We start from the raw sequence: 19,122 nt of genomic DNA, 5'->3' as shown, positions 1-19,122 counted from the left end.
GAAGTCTGTTTTGGACAACACTGACCCCACGCAGATCAAGGCTTTTCGAGGCCTAATTCCAGAAGGGTTCAATTGGGACAGCGCGCCGCCATCTACGCCAGGGTTTCTACAGCCGACCAGTCGTGCGAACGGCAGTTGCGCGATCTCGCCGGTTTCGCCGAACGGGGCGGCTATGAGGTGGTCGAGGTGTTCCGCGAAACCGCCTCTGGCATGAAGGCCAACCGCTCGGCGCGTGCCGAGGTGATGAAGCTGGCGCAGGCGCGTCACATCGATGCGATCCTGGTGACCGAACTTAGTCGCTGGGGCCGCTCGACGCAGGATCTGCTCGATACGCTGAACCGCCTCTCGGGGTGGCGGGTGTCGGTGGTCGCGATGAGCGGCATGACGTTCGAGGTCGATACGCCGCATGGGCGGATGATGGCGACGATGCTCGCAGGTATAGCCCAGTTCGAGCGCGACATGCTGAGCGAGCGGGTCCGCTCTGGCCTTGCTGCTGCGCGGGCACGTGGCCGCAAACTCGGCCGACAACTGGGGGAGCGGCCCAAGTCGGACCGCCTCGCGCCAAAAGTGTTGGCGCATATCGCCGAGGGGCGGAGCTATCGCTGGATCGCTCGCGACCTGGAACTCAGCAAGAACACGGTCGCCGGGATCGTGGCTCGCGCACGGGGTAACGTGAGCCCTGATGTCACGGTGACGACATGACCGGGGCGTCTGGACGGCTGCGTCCCGATCCCCGGCGCAAGGCACGGTTTCGCGAAATCGCCCGAGGCATTGTCGCCAAGGATCGCTACAATCGGAAGTACGGGATCGCCGTCGACACTGCTGGCGCCATCGCGCAGGCGCTAGAGCGCGCGTACCGCGATGGAGTCCGAAATGACCCGGCCGCAGCCTTTCAAGCGCCCGAACAGGATGATGCCGGCCCGCTGGAATGGGCGTTGATCCCACCACGACCGCGAGATGCCTTCTGGAGTATCTGCCTATACACCCTGGGCCGCGATACCGATCTGCCACGTGACGGCCATCTCGCTCCGGCTATTACCGAACGCGGAACGCCCGGATGGACACTCGTGGCAGCAGGGTACACCCCTGACAGGGTGATCAGCGACAGGAGCATTGGCCCGCTTGTCCGCCTCGGCCTTATCGCGCTCGCAGTCGATTTACCGGTTCGCATGATCGTAACCGCACAGGGGAAGGAAACATGGGCGCTCTTCTGCCAGCGCGGTGGGACGTACCCTGAGGATCTCACTGACATTTGATCCATTTGATCGACATCCATCCGGCGGAATGGTAAAGGGCAGCAAGCGCCCAAACCCAGGCGTTCAGGCACCCTTGTCCTCTCGCCAAAAGTAGGCGTAAGATCCGGCATCAAGCGCAGGAGCCGAGGCATTGCAGACAATTGCAAGAGCTGCACGAAAGCACTGGTTCTACGCCATGCTTCCAATCCTGCTTGGTGCTGCATTAAACTTTCGCGCTACACATCCTTGGGCAGATCAGCCGCGATTTGGCGAGGCAGCCACACTCTTCGATTGGTGCCTGTTCGTGCCCTTTCTTTATGCCATCTGCTATCGAAAGATGCCCCGGCGGGCTCTCGCGATGCGGACGCTGGCGCTGGTGTGCGGCGGAATCTGGATCGCAGGCAAGATTGTTCCTGATCCGGCAGAAACCATCCTTGCGCAATGGGGCTGGCTGCGCGCCATAGGCATTGGCGTCTTGGTGCTTGCCGAAGGTGCTGCTCTGATCGCGGTATTGCGGGTTGCGTTCGGCTCTTCGCCCGACCCAGCGGAATTGGAGCGGCAAGGTATACCGCCATTGCTCGTGAAGCTGATGCTGGCCGAAGCACGCTTCTGGCGTTGGGTCTGGTCCCGCTTGCAGGGCAAGTAGCTCTAGACTGAAACAGAACGGCGGCTAGCCACCACTTCTTGCCGTTTCGCTTAGGGTGTCATTTCGCCCTCAGCCGGAACCGACCCCAACCCTTGCGCCAGCATCAGGCGCAGCCACCGGGCATAGGTGGCGAGCCGATCGGGCGGCAGCACCAGATAGACGGTTGTGGGCTGCGTCTTCACATCGGCGAAGGTGAAATCCGAGCGGCCCAGCACGGCCGACATGCGCGGGGAATCGAGAAAATGGGTATGGCGCTGCGCGGCCGACAGCACGCCGGCCGCTTCGCGGTCGGACTTGCCCAGGTGGCGGTTGGCGGCACGCGCGATCAGGCCCCGCGCCTGCGTGCTGCGCGACATTTCCCGCAGTATCCTTTGGAAGTTATCAGGCGCGAAGGTGAGGCAGTCGCGCAGGGCTTCCAGCGTGCGGTCCTGGCCTTGCGCTTGCGGGTCACAGGCCACCCACAAGAGGATACCGGCGATCAGCGCCTTGGCTTCCTCGTTCCAATGCGCCTCGCCCGCTTCGCCGGGAGCGTCATAGACCAGCGCGTCAGCCAGCGTCATGGCGTCGTCGGCGAGATCGAGGCCGGCAGGGTCGAGGCGATCGAGCGGGTTGAACGCGGCTGAGGGGATGCCCGTCACCCCGAAGGGATCGAGGACATGGACCGGGCCGAACTTCGCGCGATAGCGGGCGGTGATGCGGGCATTCTCGCCCTTGGGGTCGATGCAGATGACCGAACCGGGATAGTCGAGCAGATTGGGAATGATGGTCCCCACGCCCTTGCCGGTGCGCGTCGGCGCGATCGTCAGCAGATGGGCGGGACCGGCGTAGCGCAGCAGCTTGCCCGATTTGCGATCACGGCCGATCAGCAGGCCTTCGCCATTTTGGGCGAGCGGGCGCGTCTCGCGATCGGTGGCGAAGCGGGCCGAACCGTGGGTGTCATCGCCGGCAGGACCGCCATAGCGCAGGATCAGCGGTTGGAAGAGGGCGCGCAGCGTGACGAGGATGATGACCAGGCTCGTCAGCATCATTACGATTTGGTAGATGTTGGAATCGCGGGGCAGGCCGAGCAGCTTGCCGAGGATCAGCGGCACGCCGAGGCCCAGTACCAGGCCGGTGATGAGGAACAGGACCACCACGCCGAACAGGTGGCGGATCAGCGCGACCGGACTGGTGACGAGGGCCGTGATCGCCCATATCGGCTGTTCGCGCGCGATACGGGCGAGGTTGCGGAGCGCACGGCCGAGCTGGCGGAACCATTCCATCGCCGCTTACCCGTCCGCCCGGATCGTCGCCGGCGAGATCGCCAGCGCCGGGTCGGCGTCGGGATGATCGAGCAGCTTGAGAACGATCGCGGTGGCGAGGGGAGGGGGGACAGCTTCTGCGCGCAGCATGTCGAACAGGGCGTGTTCGTCGGCGTCGAGGTCCATGCCTTCGATCGCGAGATTGGCGCGGGCTTCGGCATCGCCTTCGCGCCACAGAGCGATTTCGGCGGGGGTGCCGCGGACATAATCGAGCGCGCGGACCTCTGCCCGGATCGCTTCGACATCGAGCCTGGTCATGGTGCGTCACTCCCTTCCGCTTCCGCGTCGAACGCGCGTTTGCCGCGCCGCTTCCACAGCGTCAGCATGTTGTCGGCATCCTCGCCCTGGGCGCGCGCGGCGAGATCGAGCATCGCGCCGTAGAGGGTCGCGCGATCATCGTCGGTCAGATCGACGAGGCCGGCTTTGTGGACGAGGCCGCCCAGCTCGATCAGGTGGCGGGTGCGTTCGCGGCGGGCCACGACCCATCCTCTCGTATCGGCGCGGCGCGCGGCGGCTTCAACCCTGCGCCTCGCCTGTGCCAGTTTGGTTTCCGCCTTGTGCATTGCTGCTAGTGCGTCGCCCAGCCTTGCGCCCGCGTCCTTGAAAGAAGGCCGCGCCATCGGAGCGCCACGCCTCCCGGTTTCCCTCAACCTGCGCTTCGGCGACGATGTGGAGCAGCGCTCCGGTCAGCACATCGGCGTCGAGCGCATCGGCCCCGGTGGAGGTGACGAGTTCGCCGAGCTGCTGGACCTTCTTCGCCTTGAGCGTGCGGGCCTTGTCGCCGAGCGCCCGCAGTTCGGCGTCATAGTCGCGGACCTTGCGCATCTTCTCTCCCTCGCGCCCATGATCGGGAGCCGCAGCGTAGCACGATCGCGCGCGCGAGGAACCGTTCCGATCCAGAAATGCGGCGAAGTCAATCATGCGAACGGCAGAGAGTGTGAGTGCGCGCTTATACGTCGTTGCCGACGTGCGCTAAGTAAGGCAGTGTGCAGAGCGTCATGGCGATCTACCATTTCTCTGCCAAAGTCGTGAGCCGCGCGAACGGATCGAGCGCCGTTGCGAGCGCCGCCTATCGTTCCGCGTCCGAGCTGCACGACGATCGGCTGAACCGCGATCATGACTTCAGCAACAAGGCTGGTGTCATCCACTCCGAGGTGATGTTGCCGGCGGGCGCACCGGAGCGTTTAAACGATCGCACAACGCTATGGAACGAGGTGGAGGCAGGCGAGAAGCGCAAGGACGCGCAACTTGCCCGCGAGGTCGAGTTCTCGATTCCGCGCGAGATGAACGAAAGGCAGGGCGTCCAGCTTGCGCGTGATTTCGTGAAAAAGCAGTTTGTCGATCGCGGAATGGTCGCGGACCTCAACGTGCATTGGGACAAGGCGAAGGACGGCAGTCCGAAGCCGCACGCGCATGTGATGATGACGATGCGCGATGTAGGCCCGGACGGGTTCGGAAAAAAGAACCGCGACTGGAATAGTACGGAGCTGTTGAAGGACTGGCGCGAAGCGTGGAGCGCGCACGTCAACGAGCGCATGACCGAGTTTGGGCTGGAGGGTCGGATCGACCATCGCAGCTATGAGGCGCAGGGGATCGGGCTGGAGCCGCAGCACAAGATCGGCCCGGCAGCATCCCGCAGGCCGGAGCAGGGGCTTGAGGCCGAGCGGATCGAGGATCACACGCGCATCGCCCGCGAGAACGGCGCAAAGATCATCGCCGATCCCAATGTCGCGCTGGACGCGATCACCCGGCAGCAGGCCACGTTCACCGTCCGCGACCTTGCGACGTTCGCGTTCCGCCACAGCGACGGCAAGGAGCAGTTCGACCAGGTGATGGGAGCGGTTCGGGGATCGCCCGAGCTGGTCGCATTGGGGAAGGACGGACGCGACCAGGAGCGGTTCACATCGCGCGATATGATCGCGGTGGAGGCCCGGCTTGAGCGCGCCGGCGACGAGCTGGCGAGCCGGGCCGGGCATGGTCTCCCGGCGCACGCAATGGAGGGGGCAATCACGCGCGCCGGGAGTGAAGGACTCGTGCTGGGGGAAGAGCAGCGAGCCGCGTTGGAGCATATAGTGGGTCCGGGCGGCATCGCCAACGTGATCGGATATGCCGGCACCGGCAAATCGGCCATGTTGGGGGTGGCGCGCGACGGATGGGAGCGCGCTGGTTACACGGTACGCGGTGCGGCGTTGTCGGGCATCGCGGCCGAAAACCTTGAAGGCGGGTCCGGCATCCAGTCTCGCACCATCGCCAGTTTTGAACACGCATGGGGGCAGGGCCGCGAGCAGCTAGGCCCCAAGGACGTGCTGGTGGTGGACGAGGCCGGCATGATCGGCTCGCGTCAGATGGAGCGCGTGTTGAGCCAGGCGCGTGACGCCGGGGCCAAGGTCGTGATGGTGGGCGACCCCGAGCAGTTGCAGGCGATCGAGGCGGGCGCGGCGTTCCGCAGCGTCACCGAGCGCCACGGCGCGGCCGAGATCACCGAGATACGCCGGCAGCGCGAGGACTGGCAGCGCGACGCGACGCGAGCGCTGGCGACCGGGCGCACCGGTGAGGCGATCCACGCCTATGACGGCAAGGGTATGGTCCACGCGGTCGACACTCGCGAGCAGGCCCGGGGCGAGCTAGTGGACGGTTGGGACCGCGCGCGTCAGGCCGAGCCGGGCAAGAGCCGGATCATCCTTACCCACACCAACGCCGAGGTGCAGAGCCTCAATGGCGAGGCGCGCGACCGGTTGCGCGCGAGCGGCGACCTTGGCGACGACGTGACGGTGAAGGCCGAGCGTGGCGAGCGGCAGTTCGCGACCGGCGACCGCATCATGTTCCTGCGCAACGAACGCGGCATGGGGGTGAAGAACGGCACGCTCGCCACGATCGAGCGGGTATCGTCCGAGCGCATGGCGGTGCGCCTCGATGACGGGCGCGGCGTCGCGTTCGACACCAAGGACTATGCCCATGTCGATCATGGCTATGCGGCGACGTTCCACAAATCGCAGGGGGTGACGGTCGATCGGGCGCACGTCCTCGCCACCCCCGGCATGGACCGGCACAGCGCCTATGTCGGCCTGTCGCGGCACCGTGACGACGTGCAGCTCCACTACGGTCGCGACGACTTCGCCGATCAGCGCCAGCTGGTCCGCGCTCTGTCGCGCGACCGGGGCAAGGATATGGCGGGCGATTACGCCAAGCCCGAGCAGGATCAGGCGCGGGCGTTCGCCGATCGGCGCGAGATCCGGTTCCCGGAACGCGCGCGTGAAATGGTGGCGAAGGTCCGCGACAAGGCGCGGGGCATGTTCGACGGCTTCCGGCCGAAACCGGCAGCGGAGCGTGCGACGTCGCCGGAGCGCAGCACGGCCGACCGCCCGCTTCCACCCTCGCAGGCCAAGGCTATCGAGCGTTATGCGCGAGCCGGTGCCGACATAGGCCGGATGCTGGAAAAAGGCTTGCCGGTGCTGGCGCACCAGGAACAGGCGCTGGCGAAGGCAGGCGACGCGCTCGACCAGGTTCGGCCCCATGCCGCCCGCGACCTCGCATCGGCGCTGGCGCGCGATCCCAAGCTGATCGAGCAGGCCGCCGGGGGCAACACCAGCGGCGCGGCGAAGGCGATGGAAACCGAGCGCCAGGTCCGCATAGATCCGGAGAAGCGCGCCGGCCGGTTCGTGGAGCAGTGGCAGGGATTGAAGGAGGCGCAGGCCAGCATGGAGCGTGCCGGCGACCATGCGGGCGCGGAGAAGATCGGCAAGCGCATGGAGAGCATGGCGGGCGGGCTGCATCGCGACCCCCAACTCGAATCCGCGTTGCACCGGCGCGCGCCTGAGCTGGAACTGAAAATGGAGCGCGGTCGATCGATCGCAAACGAGCTGGCGCAGTCGGTCAGCATCGGGCGTGACCGCGACCGTGGCATGAGCCGGTAGGTGATGATGGACGACGATATTCAGGAAGGCGGCGATCCGGCGGAGGCGTTCGACCGGTTGCGCGCCGTGATAGAAGGTCAGGACCGCGAGCTGGCGTTGCTACGCCGTGCCGTGGAGGGCCTGGCGGCCGAGCGGGCGCATATCGATGTGCCCGACTATTCCGAGACGCTGGGGCGGATGCAGCAGGGCGTGGACGCTACAGCCGAGCGGATCGCGGTCATCAACGACGTGATCGCGCGCAGTCCGGCGCTGGCAATGACGCCCGAGCAGATGGCGCAGCGTATCGCCGCAGCAGGCAGCACCGCCCGGCGCGAGGACCAGGCGGCGCTCGCCAAGGCCGGCGAGGACAAGGCCCGCGTCATGGCCGAGCTTCGCAGCCTCGCCGGATCGGCATGGACTCGGGTCGACCAGAAGAACCGGCAGCTATGGTTCGGGCTGGGCGGGGCGGCGATCGGCATCCTTGTATGGTCGATCGTGCCGGGCTTGGTCGCGCGCGAGATCGCGCCGGCGAGCTGGCAATGGCCGGAGCGCATGGCAGCGCGAACGCTCGACCTTCCCCTTTGGGAAGCAGGGCAGCGGATGATGCAGAGCGCCAGCCCGACCGCGTTCCGCGGGATCCTCGGTGCCGACAGGATCGTGACGGCCAACCGCGAGACGATCGAGGGGTGCAGCAAGGCCGCAGCCCGCAAGCGCGAGACGGTGCGATGCACGGTCAGGATCGCGCCCCCGCTGTAGGTATATCATGAGCGCTTAACGCCACTTGCCTCCCAGGTGCCGCCAAACTCTGAAACCGATGCGGGAAGATCGACCGGATAAACGGATAAGCGAGAACACTGCATATGGATGCCGAAGTGCGGACCGCCCCAGCGTGCGGGCACCCACCAGCAACACCTTTCCAGCGACAATCCACACGCCGGCCGGTAACGCAAGCTCCCACCAGCGCAGAGGACGGCGGACGCGCGGAGTCCGTGAATGCCCTTTGGCTGAACGAGGCGGGTCGCTGATCGTCACTTGAACATGGCTCGTTCCTGCCCGTTGGTTAGCAACGACAAAGCATGGGCAGCCTAGCACGGAATCGCAGGCGATGGTGTCGATCCGGCAATCATGAAAGAGAGGGTCATGCGGGCCGATGTCACCATTCTTCAAAAGCATGTCTCCGACTTTTGGCTGGCACGGGGGAAATTGCGCTTACGATCGCGCTGAGGCTTCAGCAGTGGGGATAGGCGTTCGCAGCGACGTAAGGATCGTCTCCTGTTAGGGCGATTGTCTATCAATGTTTAGAGGGTCCTGATGAGCGTTGTTGCCGCTTCCCTTTATCGCCACGGCCAGCGGGTCCGGTCGCTTTCGATCGACGAGCCGACATTTTGTTCGGACGACAAGGCGGAGTTCGTCTGGATCGGCCTGCTGGAGCCGTCCGAGGAGGAGCTTCGGAAGCTCCAGGAGCACTACGGCCTTCACCCGCTTGCGGTTGAGGATGCTCTGAAAGCCCACCAGCATCCGAAGGTCGATGTCTACGGCGATCAGCTGTTCGTGGTCGCGCTGACTGCCCGGCTTGAGGATCAGGTTATCGCCTACGGTGAAACCGCGATATTCGTGGGTCCCAGTCATGTCATCACCGTGCGGCATGGATCGGCACGCTCGCACAGCACGCTGCGCGGCCAGCTTGAGGCGGCGCCGTCACTACTCGCGCATGGTGTCGACTATGTTCTGCACGCCATTATCGACTTCATCGTCGATGGCTATCTGCCGATCGGGGAGGCCATCGAGGAGGAAGTCGTCATAATGGAGCAACGGGCGCTTGACGCTTTCCTGGCCCGGGAGGAAATCAGTCGCATCTTCAATCTACGACGTGAGCTGATGCGGTTCCAACGGGTCCTTGGCCCCATGGGCGAGGTAGCGAACAAACTCACCCACCCTGACATGCCTTGCATCGACCGGGAGGTAATCCCGTATTTCCGAGATGTGCTAGACCATATTCATAGAGTTGAAACCACGGTGGGTGGCCTTCGCGAAGTGCTCACATCGGTCTTTGAGGTCAGCAATCTGCTCGAACAGCAGCGCACTGGTGCGAGTACCCGGCAGCTTGCGGCCTGGGCGGCCATTCTGGCCGTGCCGACTGCCCTCGCAGGCATCTACGGTATGAACTTCGAAAACATGCCAGAGTTGAAAACCAAGTATGGATATTTCGTCGTACTCGCGGTGGTCGCTACGGTGTGCAGCATGCTCTATATCAGGTTCAAGCGCGCAAAATGGATCTAGTCGAGGGTACAAGTGCCTTGAGACACTTAAAGGTTCGATGAGATAATTTTATGCCATGACTCTTACCTGACTACGCAATAAATATAATATCATCTCTTGTTAGTGAATGTGAGCTGTCGATCGCATTCCGCCTGCATTCAATATCGCGGTCCTATCTACTAGACGTGACATTCGGTCACGCTTGATGGAGGTAGTCATGAGAGGATCCTTGATCTTGGCCGCGGCGGCACTGGCGTTTGCTGCGCCGGCCGCGATGGCCCAGTCCCATGGCGGTTACGGCGGACATAATGGCGGCCCGTCCTACGGCAATCAGGTCCGAGGACACGGCGGATATGGCGACGCCTACCGCGATCGAGGCGGTGGCCATCAGCAGTCCTGGCGCGGTAATGGTGGCGGCTATTACCAGGGCGGTTATGGCTACAACAATCGCCATGATCGCCGCGAGGAACGTCGTGAACGGCGGCATGAGCGCCAGGAGCGCAATCAGCGCTACGGGGGTTATGGCTATTAAGATGAAAGCAGCGCTTCCCGGGCAGACCGCCCCAGCGGTGCCGACCAAAGAGAGGAATGCACCATGACGGATGCCGCAACAGTACCCGCGACCACCCGGTTGCAGGGCATGCTCTGCCCCGTGTGCCGGGTCGACCTCGTGCTCGCCGACCGGCAGGGGGTCGAGATCGACTATTGCCCGCAATGCCGGGGCATCTGGCTGGACCGCGGCGAACTCGACAAGATCATCGAGAAGAACGCTTCGTACGAGGCGACGTCGAGGCCGGCACCCGATTACCCGCCACAACCGACTGCACCTGGATATGCTCAGCCTGCTCCCTGGGGCGGGTACAATGAAGGATCTCATGGCGGTGGACGTCATGGTGGCGGGCATGACCGTGGTGGCCACGGCGGCTATCGTCCCGGCGGCTTTCTTGGCGGTCTGTTTCGGCATTGATCCGCACTCGGCTGGCGTTCTGAACAGGCAGCCGTTTCATGGTTGTCGGTGCATGGAGGGAGAAATAGCGTGACCAGAAAATGCGGGCTGACACTTGGGATCATGATCCTTGCCGGCTTGGCGGCAGCGCCGGCTGGCGCGCAGGTCATGTCCCATGGTGCCGGCGTCAACTGGAGCGGCACGCATGGCGGGGTCAACTGGGATGGCGGGCATGCCTATGAGGGTGGAAGCTACGGCGGTTACCCTGCCTCGTCCGCACCCCGTCCCGCGTACCAGATGCCGCAGCCTACGCCTTATCCCATGCATGAACCTCGCACGCCATACGCCCAAAATGACAGCAGCGATCACGCCGTCCGGCATGAAGATCGTCGTTCATCACCACCGGCGGTTCGGAGTCTTGACCGCAGGTGAGCCATCCCGCGGCCATCGGGCACTCGATGGACGCAGGCTGTGATCAGACGGCCATGCTCATGATGTCCTTGTAGGCCGAAAGAACCTTGTTCCGGACCTGCAAGGTGGCCTCGAACGAAACCGAGGCGCGTTGCTGTATCAGCGCCACGGTCGCGATATCGGTCGTCTCGCCTCGTTCGTAGGCTTCGGTCGCGACATCCTCCTGTTCCTGGAGCGCATTCACCTTTTGAAGCGCGGTCTGCATCGTCGCGGCAAAGCTCGTCGATGGGGCAGTGCCATCCGGTCCCCGCAGCGCATTCGGCGACGAAGCCGAGCCGACATCCCTCAGTGCGGCGTTTCGTTGAAGCACCGCGTTGCGCATCGCCATGACATCGGCCACGCCGTTCACATTCATGCCTGTCGACCTCTCACGCGAACGATAGAGCGCGCATCTTCGCGCAAGAATGATTAGAAATCGTTAAGGATGTTTGTTCGGGACTGGCCCCCGGTCCTTCTGGTCGTGGCAGTACGGGTCACGGATGATGGCGGTGTCGGTGCCGCAGGTGAAAGAGCAGACCTCGGCGTCGCGAAAACGGCTCGAACATCTCGTCGGGTCCCTCGGGGTCGAGCAGCTTGCTGTCGGCCAGCCATTTTTCCATCGAAGACAGTTCGGGCAGCTCGTACTCGCGTAGCGAGCGACCCGGTGCCTGCAACGCCGCGATCGTTGCGATCAACGAGCCGGTTTCGGCGAACTTCGCGATGACCGCGTCCTTGTTGGCGCCAAGGTGCTCGGCGAGCAGACCGGCGCGGATGTCGGCTATCTTTCGATGCCCATCGGCGTCGGATGCCCCGGTCTCGTCGAGTCGTCTGGCGATTGCCTCCGCGACCCGCCGGGAGGCGAAATACTGGCTTTCGGCATAGATCAGCCGCCGCGCCCGCGCGATGAGCGCGACATACAGCGCCTCGATCTCGTGGACCGGTTCCTGGTCGGCGAGCTTTGGCAGCGTGCGCGAGATCCCGACGGGCACGTCCCTGAAGTCTGCCTCGAGCCCATCAGGCCAGCAATCCGCGCCATTGGTCACGGGCTCGATCGAATACCCGCCGGCGGCATGCCACCGCTCCCGACAGGCGTCACCGAGGGCGCGTGCCACCGGGCCCTCCAGCGCCATGGCCGCGTCATGCCACGGCCCGTGCGGCGTGCCGTCCGGTCGGACGCGGCGCGGTTCCTCGTCCTGGTGGTCTCGCGTGTCCCATCGTTCGCGGGTCATGTCGATGCCGCCGCAAAAGGCCATGCAGTCGTCGATCACCACGATCTTCTGGTGATGCGATCCGGCGACCGGATGATGCCCGTCGAGTTTGAGGTGGATTTGGCGGTCGCGCATCCAGCGCAGGATCGTGAACAGGGTTCGGCCATGGAACAGCGTCTTGAGCGCACCGGTATCCCAGCGCAGTATGTGAATATCGAGCAGGGGACTGCGCTTGACCAGCCAGCTGATGAACGCTCCGACCGTCGGCGGACCCTCGTCCTGCCCCTCCCCGGCGAACTGGATCCGGGCGTCGAAGTCCCAGCCGATCAGCACGATGCGCCGCTTGGCCTTGAGCATCGCGGAGCGGGCGGCCCTGAAATAGTCATCGGCGTCGACGATGACGGCCGCACGGCTTGCCGTGGCGGTCCGCCAGAACGCGCGCCGAATGGTGGCGTCGCTCATGGGCTTTGGCACCTCAACGCCCATGACGACGCCCCCACGTGGCTACCCGCCAAGCGTACCAGAGCACGAGCGCGATGATGATCGCCGTCGAGACCGGACCCACATAGCGCTCGACCGCCCCATAGCGCTGCCCCAGCAGATAGCCGGCGGCGGCCAGCATCGCGGTCCAGGCTGCCGTGCCGATCGTCGACCACAGGAGGAAGGGTCCGAGGGGCATCCGCACGAGCCCGGCCGGGATCGATACGACCGATCGCACCGTGGGGACGATCCGCCCGATGCAGACGAACGGGCCACCGTGGCCGCGGAACCAGGTCTTCGCGCGCTCGACCTCCTGCCATTCGAGCGTTAGCCATCGGCCGTGCCGATCGACCAGGCCATGCAGCCGGTCGATGCCGAGCATCCTTGCGACGGCGTACCAGCAGAGATTGCCCGCCATGGCGCCCGCCGCTCCGGCGGCAATCACGCCCGGCAGCGACAATGCTCCGCGCGAAACACGCAGGCCGGCAAGCGGCATGATGACCTCCGAGGGGAGCGGCGGGAACACGGTTTCGGCGAACATCAGCACCGCGACGCCAAGATAGCCGAGCTGGTCGACGAGCTGCTGGATCCACTGGCCCAAACTGCTTCTCCTTATCTTATGTGTAAGCGCTGTGCGGGGCCCACCTTGCGCGGGTGATCCCCAGCGTTGAGCTTGCGCGGCCTGATTTGGGCCGAGGCGCTACTCCTATGATAATCCCGTGTGATGATCCTGTGAGCAAGGGCGCGCAGCGGTTTGAGATATTCACCGGTGCGGGCAAGCGGCGCGATTGGCCGCCGGAGGTCAAGGCGTCGATTGTCGCGGAGTGCTATGCGGGCAACGAAGGAGTCGGCGCCGTCGCCCGTCGCTATGGCCTTGACCCTTCGCAGGTCTATGCCTGGCGGAAGGATTTGCACAAGCAATTGGCGGACCAGGGGCAGGCCCCTTCGTCGGCAGAACCGGCCGCCGCGACGTTCGTGCCGGCGGTGGTCGAGTTGAGCGCGCAACCTGATCCGGCACCCACGCGTCGTGTTCGGCGAAGGCGGCGTGCGCCAACGGCTGCGGTAGAACTGGAGATTGACGGTGTAGCAGTGAAGATCGCGCGCGGCGCCGATGCTGGTGTGATTGCCGCGGTGATCGAAGCGCTAAAGGCAACCCGATGATCGGACCTGGTGCTGGCGCGCGCGTGATGGTGGCGACGCGCCCAGTGGATTTCCGCAAAGGGCCTGACGCGTTGGCCGCGCTGGTCGGCAAGGAGTACGGCGGCGATCCCTTTTCGGGCGTGATCTACGTGTTCCGGGCGAAGCGTTCGGACCGGGTCAAGCTCGTCTGGTGGGATGGCACTGGCCTGTGCCTGATGGCCAAGAAGCTGGAGTCCGGCGGCTTCAAGTGGCCTGGCATCCAGGACGGCGTCATGCGACTGACGGCGGCGCAACTCGGCGCTTTGCTGGAGGGTCTGGACTGGCGCCGGGTGCATGGCGGGCGACGGCCGATCGCCCCGCAGATTGCCGGTTGACGGGGCTTTTGACTGCTGATTCAATGCCTCCATGCTCATGGAAGCGGACCTTCCCGAAGACATCGAAGCGCTCCGTGCGTTTGCCCTCGAACAGGCCCGGATACTGGCTTCGGAACGTGCCGCCGCCGCAGAGTTGGCGCTCGCAAAGGGCGAGGCCGATGCCGAGATCGAGCGGCTCCAGTCGATCATCGATGCGTTCATGCGTCATCGGTTCGGCGCGCGGTCTGAGCAACTCGATCCCGACCAACTTCAGCTCGGCCTAGAAGATGTCGAGACGGCCCTCGGTCAAGCCCGGGCTGCCCGCGAAGCGGTATCTCCACAGTCCAAGAGCGATCGCCAGCGCAAGACCAACCGCGGCTCGTTGCCCGCACACCTGGAGCGGATCGAGCAGGTCGTCGATGTCGAGGACAAGGCCTGCCCCTGTTGCGGCGGTGCGCTGCATCAGATCGGCGAGGACGTGGCCGAGCGCCTCGACGTCGTACCCACCACCTTCCGCGTCCTGGTCACACGCCGGCCGCGATACGGCTGCCGCTCGTGCGAGAGCGCGGTCGTTCAGGCTCCAGCGCCAGCTCGGATAGTCGAGGGTGGCATTCCCACCGAAGCGCTCATCGCGCAGGTGCTGGTGGCCAAGTACGCCGATCACCTGCCGCTCTATCGTCAGGCGCAGATCTATGCCCGGCAAGGCATCCAGCTCGACCGATCGACACTGGCGGACTGGGTCGGACGGGCAGCCTGGTATCTTCGTCCGTTGCGTGACCACATTCTCGAGCGACTGCGACGATCGGAACGGCTGTTCGCAGACGAGACGACGGCGCCGGTGCTCAACCCGGGAACCGGAAGGACCAAGACCGGTCAGCTATGGGCGTACGCGCGCGATGATCGTCCCTGGGGCGGCGCTGATCCACCGATGGTTGCTTATGTCTATGCCGCCGACCGTAAATCGGAGCGCGCCGAAGCGCATCTGGGCGACTTCGCCGGCATCCTGCAGGTCGATGGCTATGGCGGCTACACTGCGCTGGCAAAGCGGCGGCAGCAAATCCAACTCGCCTTTTGTTGGTCGCACGTGCGCCGGAAGTTTTACGAGCTCGCGGACAAATCGCCCGTCGCTATTGAGGTGCTGCGCCGCGTCGCCATGCTCTACGCCATTGAGGCCGAGGTGCGCGGCTCCTCAGCAGAGCAGCGCCGGGCCTTGCGCGTCGAACGCGCCCGCGGCGTGGTCGACGACCTGCGCCTTTACCTCGATGCCCGGCTTCGCCAGGTCAGCGCCAAGAGCAAGCTCGCCGAGGCAATCCGCTACGCGCTGAACCGTTGGGCTGGCCTGACCGTGTTCCTCGACGACGGCCGTGTCGAACTCGACTCCAACACCGTCGAGCGATCGATCCGGCCGATTGCAATGAACCGCAAAAACGCGCTGTTCGCAGGCTCCGACGAGGGCGGCGACAACTGGGCGGTGATCGCCACGCTCATCGAAAACTGCAAGATCGCCGGCATCAATCCGCACGCATGGATGACCGACACGCTCACCAAGCTCGCCAACGGTCATCCCGCCAACAGCGTCGGCGAACTCATGCCCTGGATCGCTGTGGCCTGAGAGCATCGGTTACGGTCATCCCGCCAACAGCGTCGGCGAACTCATGCCCTGGATCGCTGTGGCCTGAGAGCATCGGTTACTCTTATGTGGGTCGAAACCATTTGTCGTCGCGTAGCGCCCGACCTTAATCCGATCCGCGCAGCAATCGACTATCCTGAATCCGGTTCCGGTCGGGCGTTGGCCCCGCCTGGCAGTGCCGGTGCGCTATCCACGTTGTCGCCCTGTTCGCCCGCGGTTTTCTTGAGTGGACGTGAAAGTCGAAGAGTCAGGAAGGTGACAGCGCTGATGATGATGGCGATATCGTACAGCGAATATCCGACCGCGGCACCAACGGCCCCTGTCGCCCACAGGCTCGCCGCCGTGGCCGTCCCTGATGTTCGACTCCCTTGCTTCAGGATCGCTCCGCCGCCGATGAACCCGACGCCGGTGATCAGGCCTTCAAGGATGCGAGCCTGACCAAGCGACTCCCGACCAAGAACGGCTATCGCTATGAGCACAAAGCCACAGCTGGCGACGGCAACGAGTGGAAAGGTGCGAATGCCGGCGCTTCGCTCCTCTTTTTCTCGATCCCAGCCAATCGGAAGAGCCAGAACATAGGCGATCAGAAGACTGAGAAGGTGCCATAAGGCTTCTGAGAAACTACTGGTAACCAAGGTCAATAGTGATCACCCTTTGTTTGATTGTGACGGAGATACGGAGGAACTAGAGAGGCGCGCGGTCCTGTTTAACTCTCGACAATCTCAGCTCGACCAGCCTTTCAAAATAAGCGTTAGCCATTTTGCGATGGGCGTCGATCACTTCTGGTTTGGTAGAGTTCTCGGCAAGCTCGACCTCAACCTGCGCTCTGTGTTCGAAATATAGAAACTCATCATCCGACATAGAAAGTTCCTTGAGCGGGTCGTCAGATATCATCGCGATCGGTATTTCGGCCCTCGTTCGACTACGCAAGTCGGCGTTTTGGGCCTTGCCGAGCCTGACTGGGCGTCAGGTCGATCAGATCCTCGAGAAGCCGCGCCGAATTCGACCGGCTCTTCGAGCCGGGCCCCTGGGGTGCGGCACGGCACGTGATCATAGACGGGAGTGCTGATGACAGGCTTTTGCGAGAACGGGAGCGTGCAGGCCGCGAGCCCGCCGGGTAACACGGTGAGCATCAAACAGTTCACAATACGCATGGCTCGTTGCCTCCTACTTGATGAAACACTCGATCACACGTGCGTCCTGAAAAGACGGTGGCGCGCCGATGCTCGTGTTACTAATGACACTTTCTATAAGCGTCCTTTGTCCTAATCCAAAGAGATGCTGTTTTTGGTATGATCGGGATGCGAGAAAAGGACGCTATCTGGGCGGCCGACCTCTTCCAAGGAAGCGTCTGCATCCAGTTCCATCAGCGGTTTGATATGACCGTCGCGAATGTCGTAAATCCAGCCATGCAACCAAAGCGGTTGGCCGTCTTTCCACGCGCTTTCAACTATATCGGTTCTTGCCAAGTTGATCAGCTGATCCCTGACATTCATTTCAACGAGTCTGTTGAGCTTGGCTTCCTCACCATCCAACGCTGCAAGTTCATCGGCATGATCGCGCACAACGCTACTCGCATGATCGAGCCACTGCCTGAGTTGACCGGTAGCTCCTCCTGCGAATGCCCCCCTGATGCCACCACACCCATAATGACCGCACACAATGATGTGCGGAACCTTGAGCACCTGGACTGCATATTGCAGCGCCGCCATCAGGTTGAGATCGCTCGGATTAACAAGGTTGGCGACGTTGCGGTGAATGAACATACCTCCCGGAGGAGTCATGGTCATCTGTTCAGGGCTGACCCGGCTGTCCGAGCAACCGATCCACAAGAACGCTGGCTTCTGGCCATCGGCTTGTCGCGTGAAGAAGTCCGCGCGCTCGTCGATAAGTTCCTGCGACCAAGCCCGGTTGGCGAGAAGAAGCTGTCGATATTCTCTCATGCGAATCTTACTCCAACTACGGGGGCGTTGATCAAAGGAGATGTCCGTTCGGCAAGATCGCCACGAACGACCACATCTACCGACTTGAATCGAGCGGCTTTGATAAAGGAGTTAATAATCTCGACATTATCGAGATCAACATAGCTCGTCGCGGAAAGATCAATCAGAAGCCGGCTATTTTCGGGAACGCGGTTTAGTTGCTTCTGAAGTTCATATTTGTGGATAAAATACAGGTTACGCCGTGCACGGATGAGGCAATCATTGCCCTCGCATGCAAACGTTACGGCAGATCGAAAATTACGCGCTATGACGAACACGAACCCAATCACAAGGCCGATCAGGACGCCTTCGAGCAAGTTGGTGAACATGATCGCGATCACGGTTACTACGAACGGGATGAACTGGGTCCAGCCTTGTCGGTAGCGGTCCAGGAAAAGCTGGGGCGTGCAAAGCTTGTAGCCGGTTGCGATCAGCACCGCCGCGAGTGCCGCTAGCGGGATGAGGTTGAGCACCATGGGGATCAACGCGACCGACAACAGCAGCCATAGCCCATGCAGCATCGTCGACGCCTTGCTCTGCGCGCCCGCACCGACGTTGGCCGAGGAACGCACGATCACCGAGGTGACTGGCAGCCCTCCCAGCAGTCCCGACACGATGTTGCCGCCACCCTGGGCCATCAGTTCCCAGTTCTTGTCAGTGGTGCGTCGTTGCGGGTCGAGCTCGTCGATGGCCTTGATGCTGAGCATCGACTCCAGGCTAGCGACGATGGCAATCGTGGCTGCTGCGATCCAGACGGCACTGCTCCCGATACCCGAAAAATCGGGAAGGGAGAAAAGCTGAGCAAATTCGGCCGGGCTTTTGGAGACTGGCACCTGAACAAGATGCTCCGTGCCAATCTTCCAGGAAGGTAGAAACGCCCCGAGCAGCGCATTGCCGATGACGCCGATCAGGACGGCCACCAAGGGGCCTGGCAAGAAACGGAGCGGACCCTGCTTGGGTTTCGCGCTGTTCCACCAGAACAGGAAAGCAAGGCCCGCGAGGCTGATGATCAGCGCACCCGGCTCAAATTTGCGCCTCAGGAACACGAAAAGGTTGGTGAACGTGTTCCCGTCACCAGAAGAGAATTGAAAGCTACCCTCAGCCTCGACCTCATAGCCGATCGCGAACGGAATCTGTTTGAGAACAAGAATAAGTCCGATCGATGCCAACATCCCCGTGATCACTGAGGACGGGATAAATTCGCTCAGGATTCCCGCGCGAGCCGTAGAAAATGCCAACTGCAACGCGCCCGCCAAAACCACTACCGACAAAAAGATCGGATAGCTCGGTAGGGAATTGATGGTGTCGAGCACGATAACCGTAAGGCCCGCGGCAGGACCGCTGACGGACAACGGAGACCGGGACAGGCCGCCAACTACAATGCCGCCGACGATACCTGCTATCAGGCCAGAAAATAGGGGCGCTCCTGACGCAAGGGCGACGCCCAGACAGAGCGGGAGCGCAACGAGCGCAACGACGATGGATGCGGGCAGATCTGTCCGCAACGACGCAAGAGGTTGTTTCGAAGAGGACACAAGGGTCTCCGTAAGCATACGCCGAGGACCGCGGCGAAGCTAAATCAGGCGGCGAGAGCGACCC

Annotated in this window: 21 protein-coding genes and 1 pseudogene; 11 read left to right on the top strand and 11 right to left on the bottom strand. The window is 63.2% G+C overall.

Going from position 1 to position 19,122, the window contains the following annotated elements:
• Positions 1-72 precede the first annotated feature (72 nt).
• From AX703_RS18210 to AX703_RS28015, 3 genes are all read left to right on the top strand, one after another.
• Complete coding sequence (locus AX703_RS18210) at positions 73-702, top strand: recombinase family protein (protein WP_062346078.1); 630 nt, start codon at positions 73-75, stop codon at positions 700-702.
• A complete protein-coding gene (locus tag AX703_RS18205; RefSeq protein ID WP_062346076.1) occupies positions 699-1,256 on the top strand; it encodes a hypothetical protein in 558 nt (185 codons plus the stop codon). Before AX703_RS18210 ends, AX703_RS18205 begins: the two co-directional genes overlap by 4 nt.
• Before the next feature lie 337 nt (positions 1,257-1,593).
• The gene (locus AX703_RS28015; protein ID WP_197423760.1) at positions 1,594-1,881 is read left to right on the top strand and encodes a hypothetical protein; all 288 of its coding nucleotides are present in this window, start codon (positions 1,594-1,596) and stop codon (positions 1,879-1,881) included.
• 86 nt (positions 1,882-1,967) lie between these two features.
• Here the strand turns inward: AX703_RS28015 and AX703_RS18195 are convergent.
• The 4 genes and pseudogenes from AX703_RS18195 to AX703_RS18180 form a co-directional block, all read right to left on the bottom strand.
• Positions 1,968-3,143 (bottom strand): annotated as a pseudogene (locus AX703_RS18195) (type IV secretory system conjugative DNA transfer family protein); the annotation flags it as partial.
• Positions 3,144-3,149: 6 nt separating this feature from the next.
• Entirely contained in the window at positions 3,150-3,440 is a 291-nt protein-coding gene (locus AX703_RS18190) for a hypothetical protein (protein ID WP_062346066.1), read from the bottom strand.
• Entirely contained in the window at positions 3,437-3,661 is a 225-nt protein-coding gene (locus AX703_RS18185) for a conjugal transfer protein TraD (RefSeq protein ID WP_062346064.1), read from the bottom strand. The genes AX703_RS18190 and AX703_RS18185 overlap by 4 nt, the downstream gene beginning before the upstream one ends.
• Positions 3,662-3,698: 37 nt before the next feature.
• A complete protein-coding gene (locus tag AX703_RS18180; RefSeq protein ID WP_031309918.1) occupies positions 3,699-4,007 on the bottom strand; it encodes a conjugal transfer protein TraD in 309 nt (102 codons plus the stop codon).
• Positions 4,008-4,180: 173 nt separating this feature from the next.
• Here AX703_RS18180 and traA point away from each other — a divergent pair, with 173 nt between their 5' ends.
• The 5 genes from traA to AX703_RS26850 all read left to right on the top strand — a co-directional run bounded on the left by traA (position 4,181) and on the right by AX703_RS26850 (position 10,301).
• Positions 4,181-7,096: a Ti-type conjugative transfer relaxase TraA gene (traA, locus tag AX703_RS18175; RefSeq protein WP_062346093.1), complete on the top strand. Its 2,916-nt coding sequence runs from the start codon at positions 4,181-4,183 to the stop codon at positions 7,094-7,096.
• A gap of 6 nt (positions 7,097-7,102) precedes the next feature.
• Complete coding sequence (locus AX703_RS18170; protein WP_231731397.1) at positions 7,103-7,831, top strand: DUF6118 family protein; 729 nt, start codon at positions 7,103-7,105, stop codon at positions 7,829-7,831.
• Between the two features lie 555 nt (positions 7,832-8,386).
• Complete coding sequence (locus AX703_RS18165) at positions 8,387-9,355, top strand: magnesium and cobalt transport protein CorA (protein ID WP_062346062.1); 969 nt, start codon at positions 8,387-8,389, stop codon at positions 9,353-9,355.
• Between the two features lie 196 nt (positions 9,356-9,551).
• Positions 9,552-9,866 carry a hypothetical protein gene (locus AX703_RS18160; protein WP_156348781.1) on the top strand — a complete coding sequence of 105 codons (315 nt, stop codon included), beginning with the start codon at positions 9,552-9,554 and terminating at the stop codon, positions 9,864-9,866.
• Between the two features lie 108 nt (positions 9,867-9,974).
• Positions 9,975-10,301 (top strand): zf-TFIIB domain-containing protein, encoded by a 327-nt coding sequence (locus AX703_RS26850; protein WP_082730527.1) that lies wholly within the window; start codon positions 9,975-9,977, stop codon positions 10,299-10,301.
• Between the two features lie 454 nt (positions 10,302-10,755).
• Here the strand turns inward: AX703_RS26850 and fliE are convergent, their stop codons facing one another.
• The 3 genes from fliE to AX703_RS18145 form a co-directional block, all read right to left on the bottom strand.
• Positions 10,756-11,106 (bottom strand): flagellar hook-basal body complex protein FliE, encoded by a 351-nt coding sequence (gene fliE / locus AX703_RS18155; RefSeq protein WP_056060013.1) that lies wholly within the window; start codon positions 11,104-11,106, stop codon positions 10,756-10,758.
• 118 nt (positions 11,107-11,224) lie between these two features.
• The gene (locus tag AX703_RS18150; protein WP_082730526.1) at positions 11,225-12,400 is read right to left on the bottom strand and encodes a hypothetical protein; all 1,176 of its coding nucleotides are present in this window, start codon (positions 12,398-12,400) and stop codon (positions 11,225-11,227) included.
• 13 nt (positions 12,401-12,413) lie between these two features.
• Entirely contained in the window at positions 12,414-13,019 is a 606-nt protein-coding gene (locus AX703_RS18145; protein ID WP_082730525.1) for a DedA family protein, read from the bottom strand.
• A 107-nt stretch (positions 13,020-13,126) separates the two neighbouring features.
• On the opposite strand from AX703_RS18145, the gene AX703_RS18140 reads away from it, so the two are divergent.
• From AX703_RS18140 to AX703_RS18130, 3 genes are read left to right on the top strand one after another with little or no spacing between them, the layout of a single operon-like run.
• The gene (locus AX703_RS18140) at positions 13,127-13,579 is read left to right on the top strand and encodes a transposase (protein WP_062346058.1); all 453 of its coding nucleotides are present in this window, start codon (positions 13,127-13,129) and stop codon (positions 13,577-13,579) included.
• Positions 13,576-13,932, top strand: coding sequence for an IS66 family insertion sequence element accessory protein TnpB (gene tnpB, locus AX703_RS18135; protein ID WP_062346057.1), 357 nt, complete (start codon positions 13,576-13,578; stop codon positions 13,930-13,932). Before AX703_RS18140 ends, tnpB begins: the two co-directional genes overlap by 4 nt.
• A 31-nt stretch (positions 13,933-13,963) precedes the next feature.
• A complete protein-coding gene (locus AX703_RS18130) occupies positions 13,964-15,523 on the top strand; it encodes an IS66 family transposase (protein WP_062346055.1) in 1,560 nt (519 codons plus the stop codon).
• A 149-nt stretch (positions 15,524-15,672) separates the two neighbouring features.
• Here AX703_RS18130 and AX703_RS26845 read toward each other — a convergent pair whose 3' ends face one another.
• From AX703_RS26845 to AX703_RS18110, 4 genes are all read right to left on the bottom strand, one after another.
• The gene (locus AX703_RS26845; RefSeq protein ID WP_082446662.1) at positions 15,673-16,176 is read right to left on the bottom strand and encodes an MgtC/SapB family protein; all 504 of its coding nucleotides are present in this window, start codon (positions 16,174-16,176) and stop codon (positions 15,673-15,675) included.
• Between the two features lie 49 nt (positions 16,177-16,225).
• The gene (locus AX703_RS18120) at positions 16,226-16,435 is read right to left on the bottom strand and encodes a hypothetical protein (protein WP_062346048.1); all 210 of its coding nucleotides are present in this window, start codon (positions 16,433-16,435) and stop codon (positions 16,226-16,228) included.
• Between the two features lie 371 nt (positions 16,436-16,806).
• Entirely contained in the window at positions 16,807-17,484 is a 678-nt protein-coding gene (locus tag AX703_RS18115) for a carbonic anhydrase (protein ID WP_056405860.1), read from the bottom strand.
• Positions 17,481-19,058: a SulP family inorganic anion transporter gene (locus tag AX703_RS18110; protein ID WP_082730597.1), complete on the bottom strand. Its 1,578-nt coding sequence runs from the start codon at positions 19,056-19,058 to the stop codon at positions 17,481-17,483. Before AX703_RS18110 ends, AX703_RS18115 begins: the two co-directional genes overlap by 4 nt.
• Between the last annotated feature and the right edge of the window lie 64 nt (positions 19,059-19,122).

It is taken from the genome of Novosphingobium sp. CCH12-A3 (genome assembly GCF_001556015.1).
Taxonomy (GTDB): Bacteria; Pseudomonadota; Alphaproteobacteria; order Sphingomonadales; family Sphingomonadaceae; genus Novosphingobium; species Novosphingobium subterraneum.
Note: the sequence above shows the minus strand (reverse complement) of the source record. Positions and strands in the feature narration are given on the sequence as shown.

Bases quoted from the DNA above. Each gene is read 5' to 3' on its own strand.
- AX703_RS18130 (WP_062346055.1), top strand. From the start codon at position 13,964: ATGCTCATGGAAGCGGACCTTCCCGAAGACATCGAAGCGCTCCGTGCG.
- AX703_RS18205 (WP_062346076.1), top strand. From the start codon at position 699: ATGACCGGGGCGTCTGGACGGCTGCGTCCCGATCCCCGGCGCAAGGCA.
- AX703_RS18115 (WP_056405860.1), bottom strand. From the start codon at position 17,484: ATGAGAGAATATCGACAGCTTCTTCTCGCCAACCGGGCTTGGTCGCAG.
- AX703_RS18180 (WP_031309918.1), bottom strand. From the start codon at position 4,007: ATGCGCAAGGTCCGCGACTATGACGCCGAACTGCGGGCGCTCGGCGAC.
- AX703_RS28015 (WP_197423760.1), top strand. From the start codon at position 1,594: ATGCGGACGCTGGCGCTGGTGTGCGGCGGAATCTGGATCGCAGGCAAG.
- AX703_RS18160 (WP_156348781.1), top strand. From the start codon at position 9,552: ATGAGAGGATCCTTGATCTTGGCCGCGGCGGCACTGGCGTTTGCTGCG.
- tnpB (WP_062346057.1), top strand. From the start codon at position 13,576: ATGATCGGACCTGGTGCTGGCGCGCGCGTGATGGTGGCGACGCGCCCA.
- AX703_RS18165 (WP_062346062.1), top strand. From the start codon at position 8,387: ATGAGCGTTGTTGCCGCTTCCCTTTATCGCCACGGCCAGCGGGTCCGG.
- traA (WP_062346093.1), top strand. From the start codon at position 4,181: ATGGCGATCTACCATTTCTCTGCCAAAGTCGTGAGCCGCGCGAACGGA.
- AX703_RS26850 (WP_082730527.1), top strand. From the start codon at position 9,975: ATGCTCTGCCCCGTGTGCCGGGTCGACCTCGTGCTCGCCGACCGGCAG.
- AX703_RS18170 (WP_231731397.1), top strand. From the start codon at position 7,103: ATGGACGACGATATTCAGGAAGGCGGCGATCCGGCGGAGGCGTTCGAC.
- fliE (WP_056060013.1), bottom strand. From the start codon at position 11,106: ATGAATGTGAACGGCGTGGCCGATGTCATGGCGATGCGCAACGCGGTG.
- AX703_RS18190 (WP_062346066.1), bottom strand. From the start codon at position 3,440: ATGACCAGGCTCGATGTCGAAGCGATCCGGGCAGAGGTCCGCGCGCTC.
- AX703_RS18120 (WP_062346048.1), bottom strand. From the start codon at position 16,435: ATGATATCTGACGACCCGCTCAAGGAACTTTCTATGTCGGATGATGAG.
- AX703_RS18140 (WP_062346058.1), top strand. From the start codon at position 13,127: ATGATAATCCCGTGTGATGATCCTGTGAGCAAGGGCGCGCAGCGGTTT.
- AX703_RS18150 (WP_082730526.1), bottom strand. From the start codon at position 12,400: ATGAGCGACGCCACCATTCGGCGCGCGTTCTGGCGGACCGCCACGGCA.